Source organism: Phreatobacter sp. (genome assembly GCF_030691135.1).
Classification (GTDB): Bacteria; Pseudomonadota; Alphaproteobacteria; order Rhizobiales; family Phreatobacteraceae; genus Phreatobacter.
Genome location: NZ_JAUYFA010000079.1, coordinates 49072 through 59609 on the forward strand (window position 1 = coordinate 49072; position 10538 = coordinate 59609).

Genomic DNA, 10538 nt, shown 5'->3' on the forward strand with positions numbered 1-10538 from the left:
AGCTGCTCATCTCGCGTTCACCCCATCGCGGACCCTGATGAAGCGGGCAATGAATTCCTGCCGGTCGGTCTGAAACTGGGCGACCATGAACACGGCGGCGTTTCCCATAAAATGCGGGAAAGCCGCACCAGCCACAGCCACGCTCTGGCCGGGCGGCGTGCGGAGAAAAACGACGGTGGCGACCGGGCCTGCCAGCCTCGGCTCCACTTTCTGTGACTGGATCGTTGCGCCTTGATAGCGCTCGCGCAACAGCGCCGCCATTTGCGGCAGGTGGCGCTGGGGATCGGATCGGTCGCGCGGACCCATCGGGAACGGCGAGACCATGGCGAAGGGCGGGTCGGTCGCCACGTCCATCAGGTCGCCCAGCCTCCGCCTGACGCCGCAACAAACCACGTCCAGCCGCGATGGCGGATTTGGGATGCCCCGCCCCAACATCTTCTTCCATTACCGTCACTCCTTTCTGTGCAGACAGACGGATCGGGCCGAGCCCGCTCATGCATGCGTCCCGTGCGGTCAGGGAAGCCTGGTTGCACTCGCACCACGCAGCCCTGTCGACACGGATGGCGGTCGCCCGGCTGGTCTTCGCACGCGCGGCACGAACCGGCGGGGACCGGGTTGTCAGTGCGTCTGCGATCAGCGCGCGGTCGCGGCTGATATCACGTCACCACTGGCAGGCGCTCCGCAAGACCTCGAAGGCCGCGCGCAGGCGTGGCACATCGTCGGGTTGGATGGCGTCGTCGATCGTGTCGAGACAACTTTCACTGTAGGTCAGCTTAGGGGTCTGCTCGAGAATGATGCTGCGCGAGCAGAACATCTCTTTCGCCGCCAGGACAAGCTGCGCTCCTCCCGCAGCTTGCGGTGTCGGAGTGAAGGTCGCCCGCGCAAGTCTGCGAAGGTCGATCGTCGCATGGTAAGCGGTTGTCACGGCGATCTTCGGGTCCATCACCGGCGTCGGGGCCTCGATGAAGAAGGCATCGAACAGGCAGGGGGCCGCCCTGCTCGCCGAAATGCTGAGGATCGTCCGCTCCGGATCTCCGGGGATCATGTTGCCGCGATAGGTCACGCGACCCGGGCTCACGCTTTTGGGCATTGCCGTGGTGACACCGGAAAACAGCAGGTGCGCGACGGCCTCGGGCGGGGTGAGCGGCTCGGCGCTCACGGTCCGTGCGGGCGGCAGTCCCATCAGGATCGCGATGCCGAGGGCGGCCGCTGTCGGGTCAGGGCTCATGATGGTCATTCCTCGCGGATGGCCTGCCGGAGATCGTCGCAGGCCGAGGCCGGCATGGAGCTGAGCCGGAACGTCCGATCCGATGGCCCGAGCCTGAATTCGCTGCCCTTGTCGACGCTGACCCTGTCGCCCGTACGCAGCCGCAGCCTCGACGACAAACGTGCGAGAACTCCGCCTTCGGCGGCCCTGATGTCGACGCTCCCGCCATCATTGCCTTCCTCCGCGTTCATGTGGTCCTCGCCTGTCACGCGGCAGCGCGCGCCCGGCTGGCCACTATTGGTGACCTCCCCTCGCGAATTCAGCCTCTCGCCGCCGAACGGATGCTCGCACCATGCAATGGCGCGTCTGGTCTGCGCGTCGCCCCGGCGGGTTAATTCGACACGCAAGACATCTGCCGGCGGCGAGCCGACGCTGCCGGGGATGGTCTCCCGGCTCACCGAAATCCGAATGCGACTGACGGTCTGGGAAGGGTTGCGAGCCAGATGCGCGGCGTCATAGGTCCGCTCGAAGCAGGCCCTGGCGTTTGATCCGTGACCGAGCACGCCGGAAACGGCCGAAGCAGGTGACGCGCCGATGATGGTCGCCATGGCGGCAAGGACTGCAGCACGCACGAGCTACGTCTCCACGCGGTTGGCACAACTTTGTGTCACATGCGGAATGATGTCAATTTACTGTCGCAGCACGGTCCGAGCTGGGGCGCTCTTCGGTCGTGTTCCATGGGATGATGGAGCCGGGAATGGCCCTCGATCGGACTGCGAATGGCGACGAAGGTGCTGCTGCGGTGATCAGGAGTGACTCTTGGTGGGGGTATCGGTCGACATTGCTGAAATCCGGGACTTGAATGGCGCCGCACAAAGGCCGCTCCAGCGCGCAATGAAACTGTGCCAGATGGGCGGGAACCCGCATGACGGTCGATGTAGAGGCCCAAACCATCCCCTGGCGCTTCGCCGAGGCACCGATGAGGAATCGGGTGGCCGATAAAAAACATATAAATATCAATTACTTAAGATCAATTCAACCGCTTGCTTTGCAGGAATGCTGTAGATGTCGCCGCGCGACCTCCCGCGCTCCGGCATCTTGATACTACCGCGCCCGCTCGGTGAGTCTGTCGCCTGCTCAAACCCAACACAATGTCCTGGACGCGGCAGCCGGAGAGTTTGCTGTGCGTCGCGGGCCGAGCCGAGGATTGGGTTATCTATCTCGCCACCCTGCGTCCAGCAAACCCAAGGTGGTTCACTTGCGTGGACGAGTAGCTGAAGGCGATTCTGTTGTGCGACGCTCATCAGCTTCCGACAAGGAGGCGATTTGCGCCACGGTCACCGGCTTGACCGGCGCGCGAAGGCGCATGTGTCCGATGTCGCCGGGCGACAGTCCCGTTTCCTCGGCAATGATCGCGACGGTGGTCAGTCCGCACATCCGCGACTGGCATGGCCCCATACCCGCCCGCGTGAAGGCCTTGACCTGGTTCGGCCCCATTGCCCCGCGGCGAACAGCCTTGCGGATGTCCCCCGCCGTCACCTCCTCGCACCGACAGACGATCACGTCGTCGGGCGGACTGAGATGCGATTGTCGCGGTGCATAGAGCGCGTCGAGGAAGGCGCGGCCGCGCAAGCTGACGGCGAGACGGTGTCGCCATCGCCCTTCTATCGGATCGTCATCTCCCGCTGTTCCCCGCAGCATGCGCAAGACGCCGAACGCCGCGAGCGCCCCTTCGGCCTCGGCGGCCTGGGCGCCGCCGATCCCGCCGGAATCGCCGGCAATGAACAGACCGGGCACATCGGTCTTGCCGCTCGCGTCACGGACGGGCTCGAAAGCCAGCCGCGCCGCGTTCCAGCGGTGCTGGGCGCCAGTGGACCATGTCAGATTGATCTGCGGGACCACGCCATGGTGCAGAAGCAGAACATGCGCGGGAATCGTTCTTTCCGTGGCGCCCTTGCGGTAGGTGACAGCCGACAAGCGCGTGTCCCCGATGGCGGAGACTGCCTCCACGCCGCGAATGATGCGCGTCGCCGCAAGCGCCTTGCCGAGGAGGCCGAGCCCCTTGAAGGCGTAGCGGCTGGTCAGGAAGCCGGGGACATGGGGCAAGGCCCGTCGCCAGTTCCCGGGGGCTGCAGTATCCAGGAGCGTGTCGATGGCAACGCCCAGTGCGCCATATTGCGCTGCCAGCAGGTAGAGCAGGGGACCGGTGCCGGCGAGTACCACCGGCCCGTCCGGCACAACCCCGTCGGCCTTCAGCATGGTCTGGGCGGCTCCTGCGGTCATGACGCCCGGCAGTGTCCAGCCGTCGATGGGGAACGGTCGCTCCTGGGCTCCCGTTGCCGCGATGACCGCCCTGGCCCTGACGACGACCGCCTTGTCATGGCCGGTTGCGACACTGACGCAGAACGAGCCATCCGCCTCCCGCTCGATCTGGATGACGGTCGCGCCGAAGAGCGCCTCCACCCCGGAAGCGCGGAACGCTGCCGCGAGGACTGCACCCGCGGCATAGTCTGAGCCGAGCTTGGCCGTTCCTGCGAAGGCGCCGCTCTCGGATCCGCGATAGACTTGGCCGCCCGGTTCCCGGCCCTCGTCCACCAGCATCACCGACAGCCCGACGGCCGCCGCCTCCACGGATGCGCGCAGCCCGGCGGGCCCGGCGCCGACGATCACGAGGTCAAGACGAGTCATGCTCATTCCGGGACCGTGTCTGCGAGAGCCGGCAGGCGTGTGCCGGTCTGGACCGCCATGCCGTCCCTGACACGGACCAGGCAGGCCTGGCGGTTCGCTGCGCCATCGATGGTGACCAGACAATCGAAGCAGACGCCCATGCCGCAGAACGGGCCGCGCTCCCGACCGAGGCGCGCCGAGCGACGCAATCCCGCAAAGCCGGCGAGAAGCAGCGCTGTCGACAGCGTTTCACCGGCCGCGACGCTGAATGGTCGGCCGTCGATCGTCACCGTGACATGGCCAGCAGGCTCAACCAGGCGACGGAACATCGGCGAACCTCCCCGCAGCGAAGGGTGTGAGGTCAGGCAACCAGTCACCCGAGCCGATCATGCCGGCGACATGCGAGGCATGGACGGCTGCCAGCGTAACGCCGCTGTGGCAGGTGACGAGATAGGCGCCAGGATGGGTGACCGAACGCTCATAGATGGGATAGCCGTCCGGGGTCATGACCCGCAGCGCCCCCCAGCTCCGCACCACCTGGGCCTGAGCCAGAAGCGGAAAAATGCGGATCGCATTGGCGGCGATGCCGGCCAGAACGTCATGCCGGGTGCCGTTGTCGAAGCCGACCTCCTCCTTGCTGTCGCCGATCATGACGCCCCCCTCATCGGTCTGCCGGATGGTGCCGAGCGGGTAGTCCAGAAAGTGCGCGAGCTTTTCGGTGACGAGGATTTGCCCACGCTGCGGCCGGACAGGGGCATGGATCCCCACCATCGGGCCGAGGCGGGCATTGCCCAGTCCGGCGGCCAGCACGACCTTCCCGGCCCGTATCTCGCCGGTTGCGCCGGTGATGCTGAACCCGTCCGGGAGACGATCGATCGCCTCGACGGTCGCGTTCGGGCGGTAGATCGCGCCAAGGCTCGCAGCGGCGGCATGGAGCGCGTTGAAGAGCCGGAGGGCATTGACGTGGCCGTCATGCGGACAAAAGGTGCCTCCGACGACATCAGGGCCGATGGCCGGCAAGAGGCGCTTCATCCCGCCTGCATCAAGGCGCTCGAAATCCGCGCAATCCTGCCCGCGATTGTGCAGGCGCCGCAGGTCATTGCAGCGCGTGTCGAGATCGTCCTCGGTCAGCGAGGCCATGAGCCCGCCCCGTTGCTCGTACGACAGCGCCGTATCGGTGGCGGCCTCGATCTCGGCAGCGAAGAATGGCCATGCTCGGGCGGAAGCAAGGCTCCAGCGGGCGTAGTCCGGATTGTCGAGGCCCTTTCCCTGGACCCAGACGAGACCGAAATTGCCACGGGACGCCCGGTGCGCGATGTCGCCCTCGTCGAGGATCGTGACGGCCAGGCCGGTCTTCGCCAGCCCATAGGCGAGCGACAGGCCGACGACGCCCCCACCGATCACCGCGACGTCGCAATCGTTGCCCGATCGCTCAGGCGCCAGGCTCATGACTTGTCCTCGCCGATGAACAGCCGCTGGAGTCCGTAGAACCGGTCGATCACCAGCATGGCAAGCACTGTGAAGAGGATCAGCAGAGCCGACACGGCGCAGATCAGCGGGTCGATGGAGTCCTGGATATAGGTAAACATGCGAACGGGTAGCGTGGTGGTGGTGGCGGAGGCGATGAAGACGGTCATCGTGACCTCGTCGAAACTCTGGATGAAGGCGAGGGCAAAGCCGCTGGCCATACCCGGAATGATCAGCGGGATGACGATCCGCCGGTAGGTGGTGATCCTGTCCGCGCCAAGGGCGGTTGCGGCGTCCTCGATGCGCTTGTCCATGCCCGTCGCGGCAGCGAGCACCATGCGCATCGCGAAGGGAAACACCACCACGACATGGCCGATGATCAGTCCCGCCATCGTGCCGGAAATCCCGAGCAGCGAATAGAACCTGAGAAAGGCGATGCCGAGCACCAGGTGCGGGATCATCAGCGGCGCCATGAAGAAGGCGTTCAGCGCCTCGCGCCCGGTGAACCGGTAACGGGCGATCGCCAGCGCGGCCGGCACGGCGAACAGGACAGCGATCAGGGAGGCGGCCGTTGCCACGAACAGGCTGGTGCGGAAGGCTGCGATGAAGTCCGGATACTGCGCGATGCGTTCGAACCAGCGCAGGGAAAAGCGGGTGGTCGGGATCGAGAGAAAGCCCTCCGGCGTGAAAGCCACCAGGCAGACCAGAACCATCGGCGCCAGGAGAAAGACGACGAAGGCAGCATGGAAAACGAGGGCGAGGGGACCGTTCCTCATGACGCGAAGACCTGGGAGTAACGCCGTTCGATGAACCGGTTCCACCCCACGACGATGGCGACGATTCCCACCAGAAGGAGAACGGCGATGGCCGCTCCGAGGGGCCAGTTCAGCGTATTGAGAAATTCGTCATAGGCGAGGGTCGAGGCCACCTTCAGCCGCCTTCCCCCGATGATCGCCGGGGTCGCGAAGGCGCTCGCCGCGAGCGAGAAGACGATGATGCCGCCTGACAGGATGCCAGGCATGGCCTGCGGCAGCACGATGCGCAGGAAAATCGTGATCTGCGAGGCACCCAGCGACTGCGCGGCACGTTCGGTTGCCGGATCCATCCGAGCGAGGGAGGCCCAGACGGAGAGAACCATGAAGGGCACGAGAACATGGACCAGCGCGATGACGACGCCGGTCTCGGTGAACATCAGCGAGACCGGACTGGACGTCAGGCCCAGCCGGTGAAGCGCCAGCGGAATGAGCCCGTTGCCGCCCAGGAGCAGCGCCCAGCCGAGCGTCCTGGCGACCACCGAGACCAGCAGGGGGCCGATGACGACGAGGATGAAGGACGAGCGCCACGGCTCCCGCATCCGGCGCAGGATGTAGGCCTCGGGCGCACCGATGAGCACGCAGATGAGCGTCACCCAGAGGGCGATGCGCAGCGTCCTGAGAAAGATCTCCGCGAAGAAGCTGTCGGACAGGATCTCGGCATAGTTCTGGACCGTCAGGGTCGGGACGATGCCTTGGGTGCTGCTCCAGCCGTTGAAGGACAGCAGCAGCGTCATGGCGAGGGGCGTCGCCACGATACCAACAAAGAGCAGGGTGGCGGGTGCGACCAGGAGCCAGCCTTGGCGTGCTTGGGCGTTCATGGGGTGGATCCTGCCAAGGACAGCGAGGCGTCGCGGGCGCGGAACGCGAGGACGACCGTCTCGCCTTCGCCCGGTAAGGGACGTCCGTCGTTCGGCCGGATGACCAGGCACAGGCCGCCCGGCGTCTCCACATGGAGGAGCCAATGGTTGCCCTGGAAGACCCGGGTCAGCACCCGCCCGGGCAAACCGTCGCCATCGGTCGTGAAATCGACCTTTTCCGGCCGGATGGAGATGGTCGCCGGCCGCTCACCCGGCATCATGACATGGCCTGCCACCGCAAGCCCCCGCGGGGTCGGCTCGGCGCTGAACGTGTTGGTCCTGCCGAGGAAGGTCGCGACGAAGGCCGAGCCTGGGCGTTCGTAGACGTCGAATGGCGAGCCGATCTGCTCGACCCTGCCCTGGTTCATCACCACGATCCGGTCGGACAGGGCGAGGGCCTCCTGCTGGTCATGGGTGACGAGAACCGTCGTGGTGCCGGACTGTCGCTGGATCTGCCGCAGTTCCAGCTGCATTTCCTCACGCTGCTTGGCATCGAGGTTGGAGAGCGGCTCGTCGAGCAAGAGGATCGCGGGCCGGATGACCAGTGCTCGTGCCAGTGCGACACGCTGCTGCTGGCCGCCCGACATCTGACGGGGATAGCGGCCACCCTTGTCGGCCAGGCCGACCATCGCCAGGGCCTGTTCCACCCGCTGCCGGATCTCGGCTTTGCCGACCCTGCGCATTTCCAAGCCGAAAGCGACATTGGCAGCCACCGTCATGTGCGGGAACAGCGCATAGCTCTGGAAGACGATGCCGAGGCCGCGCTTCTCAGGCGCAAGCCGCGACAGATCGATCCCGTCGAGGGCGATCGCGCCTTGGGTCGGCTCGACGAAGCCCGCGATCATCTGCAGCGTCGTGGTCTTGCCGCAGCCGGAAGGGCCGAGCAGCGAAATGAATTCGCCCTTCTCGACACCGAGGTCGAGACGATCGACCGCGACAGCGGGACCATAGGCTTTCCGGATGTTTTCGAGCGCGAGATAGGGCATCACGCCCTCCAGGTCAGTGGGGCGCGCCGATGCGCGCCCTGCCTTTGCGAGTGGGGCTCCCGGCCAAGGCCGGGCCCCGGATGAAGCTCAGCGTTCGATCTCGCGAACCCAGCGGCGATTCCAGTCGTCACGCACGGGGTTGATGATGTTCCAGTCTGCCGCAACCAGCCGGGCCGCCAGTTCTCCCACCGGCATGATTCCCGGGCGGGCGACAGTCGCCTCCTTGTTGACCGGCGCAAGGCCTGCCTCATTGGCGAGGAGCGATTGCGTTTCCGCCGACAAGATCGTCTGCACGAAGGCATGGGCCTTGGCGGATATCTGCCGCTTGGCCACCGGACAGATCGCCATCATGACCACCGGCGAGCCCTCCTTCGGATAGACGAATTCGACGGGAACGCCGGCATCGATCAAGGGCTGGACCCGCGCCGTGCCCCAGACGCCGAAGATCGCCTGGCCCGTCTGGAACAGTTCGGCATGTTTGGCCGGTGAGGGCTCAAAGGCGAGGATGTTGGGGCCGACATGCCGGCGCATGACATCGAAGCCAGGGTTGATGTTGCTCTCGCCCCCGCCGTGCAGCCGCGCCAGCATGACCACGGTGAGCAGGCCGTAGCCGTTGTTCAGCGGCGGCATGACGACCCGACCCCGATATTTGGGATCCATCAGGTCATTCCAGGAGGTGGGCGCCGCCCAGCCGTTCTCCCTGAAGACCCTCGTATTGTACATCAGGCCTGTCGCGATCAGGCCCATGCCCGAGGCACGGCCGCCCGGCAGCCTGGCGACATCGTGGAGCCTCGACTGGTCGACGCCCTCGAGGGGCGCACAGAATCCGAGAGACACGGCCCGCATCATCGGACCGTCGTCGATGATCGCGACATCGATCTCCTGATTGTCCCTCTGGGCCTGAAGCTTGGCCAGGTTGTCGGTGGAGTTCCCCGCGACATAGACGACGCGCACGTTGTGGGCCCGCTCGAATGGCGCAATGACCCGCTCGCGCAGAACCTTCTCGATCGACCCCCCCGATCCGGCCACGACCAGTGTTTCCTGGGCATGTCCGACGCCTGCTGAAAGAAGCATCGTCGCCGACGCGCCGAGCGCCAGCAGAAACCTCGATTGCATGGATCCCTCCTCAACCCCTGAAGGCGGGTTTGCCTTCGTGATTGCGAGGGTGGTTGCATTCTTTCAATAATATCAAATTCAAAATTCCCCACCTATCATGTTCGAATGTGATGGAGATTGGCTGTGCTCGATCGTCAGTTGGAGGCCTTCCGCGCTGTCATGATGACAGGCGGCATGACGGCCGGGGCTGAAGTGCTCCGTGTCACCCAGCCGGCCGTCAGCCGGCTGATCCGCGACCTCGAATACAATCTGAAGATCCGTCTGTTCGAGCGCAGGGGGAACCAGTTGAGCCCAACCCCGGAGGCGGTCGCCCTTCTCGCCGAGGTCGAACGGTCCTATCTCGGCCTCGAACATGTGAAGGCCTTCGCCGCGGATCTGAGGTCGGCAAGAGCAGGATCATTGCGGGTTGCTGCCTTACCAGCGCTGGCCCTCGGATTTCTTCCGTTCCTGATGGCCCGCTTCCGGGCGACACGCCCGGGCCTGGCGATCCAGATTGACGGCATTCCCTCTCATCTGGTTCTCGACCGAGTCGCAGGAGGCCAGTTCGACTTCGGCTTCGTGGCCGTGCCGGCTGAGCGCTCCTCTTTGACCATGGCGCCGATGATGGCCCCGATCGTCGCCGTCATTCCCGCTGACCGGCGCCTCGCCCAACTGGCTGAGATCCGCGCTCCCGATCTGGCGGGGGAAGATGTCATCCTGTTGGGGCGGGGCAGCTACCAGCGGCACATCATCGAGGTGGCCTTGGCCGGCATCTCCATTCGTTCCACAGTGGAGACGCCGCTCTCCGCCATCGCCTGCGCACTCGCCAGCGAAGGGGTCGGCGTTGCCCTCGTCGAAGCCTATACGGCGCGGGCCTTCGTTGACCGCGGTGTCGTGGTCCTGCCTTTCCGTCCCGCCATTGATGCAGGTTTTTCGATCGTCACGGCACGGCAGCGGGCATTGTCACAGGCCGCCAGAGACTTTCTGGACGTTGTCGAGGCTGGGTCGGTAGACTACCTGCGCCCTCTCCTGGGAGCCATTCGGGGGTGACGTTCGGGGAACTGGTAGACATCGTCAGCCTTCGTACGTCGGCGGCGCTGACCTCGGTGAACACCAGGCTCAATGCGCGGTGAGACTTCGGCGGGCATTATTGTGATTTGCGGTGCGAATGATGCTGAATAGTGCAATTCCAGTGCCGAATGATGCTCGGCGAAATGACGAGATCCCGCATGAAGGCTGGTTTTGAGGCCAAAAAAGAGCCCCTGACGCTTTGCCGTGGCACCGATGATGGATGGGACGCACCGCTTCGAAAATGATCGAAGAATCAGATGGTTGAGTGGCGTTCAGTCATTCATGCTGTAGGAGTGTTGTAGGTGCAGCCGCGCGCTCCCTCCCGCACTCCGGCATCTTGAGCCTACCGCGACCGCTCGGTGAATCTGCCGCC

General features: G+C 65.2%; 11 protein-coding genes. 1 reads left to right on the forward strand and 10 read right to left on the reverse strand.

The genetic code is table 11. The annotated features are described in order from the left end of the window. Window positions 1-6: 6 nt before the first annotated feature. The 10 genes from Q8O26_RS14415 to Q8O26_RS14460 form a co-directional block, all read right to left on the reverse strand. On the reverse strand, window positions 7-354 hold the full coding sequence (locus Q8O26_RS14415) for a hypothetical protein (protein ID WP_305576755.1): 348 nt from the start codon (window positions 352-354) through the stop codon (window positions 7-9). A 307-nt stretch (window positions 355-661) separates the two neighbouring features. Continuing rightward, on the reverse strand, window positions 662-1237 hold the full coding sequence (locus tag Q8O26_RS14420) for a hypothetical protein (protein ID WP_305576757.1): 576 nt from the start codon (window positions 1235-1237) through the stop codon (window positions 662-664). Next, entirely contained in the window at window positions 1234-1815 is a 582-nt protein-coding gene (locus Q8O26_RS14425) for a hypothetical protein (protein ID WP_305576759.1), read from the reverse strand. The genes Q8O26_RS14420 and Q8O26_RS14425 overlap by 4 nt, the downstream gene beginning before the upstream one ends. A gap of 646 nt (window positions 1816-2461) precedes the next feature. Beyond that, entirely contained in the window at window positions 2462-3895 is a 1434-nt protein-coding gene (locus Q8O26_RS14430; RefSeq protein WP_305576761.1) for an NAD(P)/FAD-dependent oxidoreductase, read from the reverse strand. A 2-nt stretch (window positions 3896-3897) separates the two neighbouring features. Then, window positions 3898-4203, reverse strand: a complete 306-nt coding sequence (locus Q8O26_RS14435; RefSeq protein ID WP_305576763.1) for a (2Fe-2S)-binding protein — start codon at window positions 4201-4203, stop codon at window positions 3898-3900. Continuing rightward, window positions 4184-5323 (reverse strand): FAD-binding oxidoreductase, encoded by a 1140-nt coding sequence (locus Q8O26_RS14440; protein WP_305576765.1) that lies wholly within the window; start codon window positions 5321-5323, stop codon window positions 4184-4186. The genes Q8O26_RS14435 and Q8O26_RS14440 overlap by 20 nt, the downstream gene beginning before the upstream one ends. Next, entirely contained in the window at window positions 5320-6117 is a 798-nt protein-coding gene (locus tag Q8O26_RS14445; RefSeq protein WP_305576766.1) for an ABC transporter permease, read from the reverse strand. The genes Q8O26_RS14440 and Q8O26_RS14445 overlap by 4 nt, the downstream gene beginning before the upstream one ends. After that, a complete protein-coding gene (locus tag Q8O26_RS14450; protein WP_305576768.1) occupies window positions 6114-6974 on the reverse strand; it encodes an ABC transporter permease in 861 nt (286 codons plus the stop codon). The genes Q8O26_RS14445 and Q8O26_RS14450 overlap by 4 nt, the downstream gene beginning before the upstream one ends. Continuing rightward, entirely contained in the window at window positions 6971-7999 is a 1029-nt protein-coding gene (locus tag Q8O26_RS14455; protein ID WP_305576770.1) for an ABC transporter ATP-binding protein, read from the reverse strand. The genes Q8O26_RS14450 and Q8O26_RS14455 overlap by 4 nt, the downstream gene beginning before the upstream one ends. Before the next feature lie 87 nt (window positions 8000-8086). Further along, window positions 8087-9115 (reverse strand): ABC transporter substrate-binding protein, encoded by a 1029-nt coding sequence (locus tag Q8O26_RS14460; protein WP_305576772.1) that lies wholly within the window; start codon window positions 9113-9115, stop codon window positions 8087-8089. Window positions 9116-9253: 138 nt separating this feature from the next. Between Q8O26_RS14460 and Q8O26_RS14465 the strand changes: the two genes are divergently transcribed. Next, window positions 9254-10144, forward strand: coding sequence for a LysR family transcriptional regulator (locus tag Q8O26_RS14465; protein WP_305576773.1), 891 nt, complete (start codon window positions 9254-9256; stop codon window positions 10142-10144). The last annotated feature ends 394 nt before the right edge of the window (window positions 10145-10538 follow it).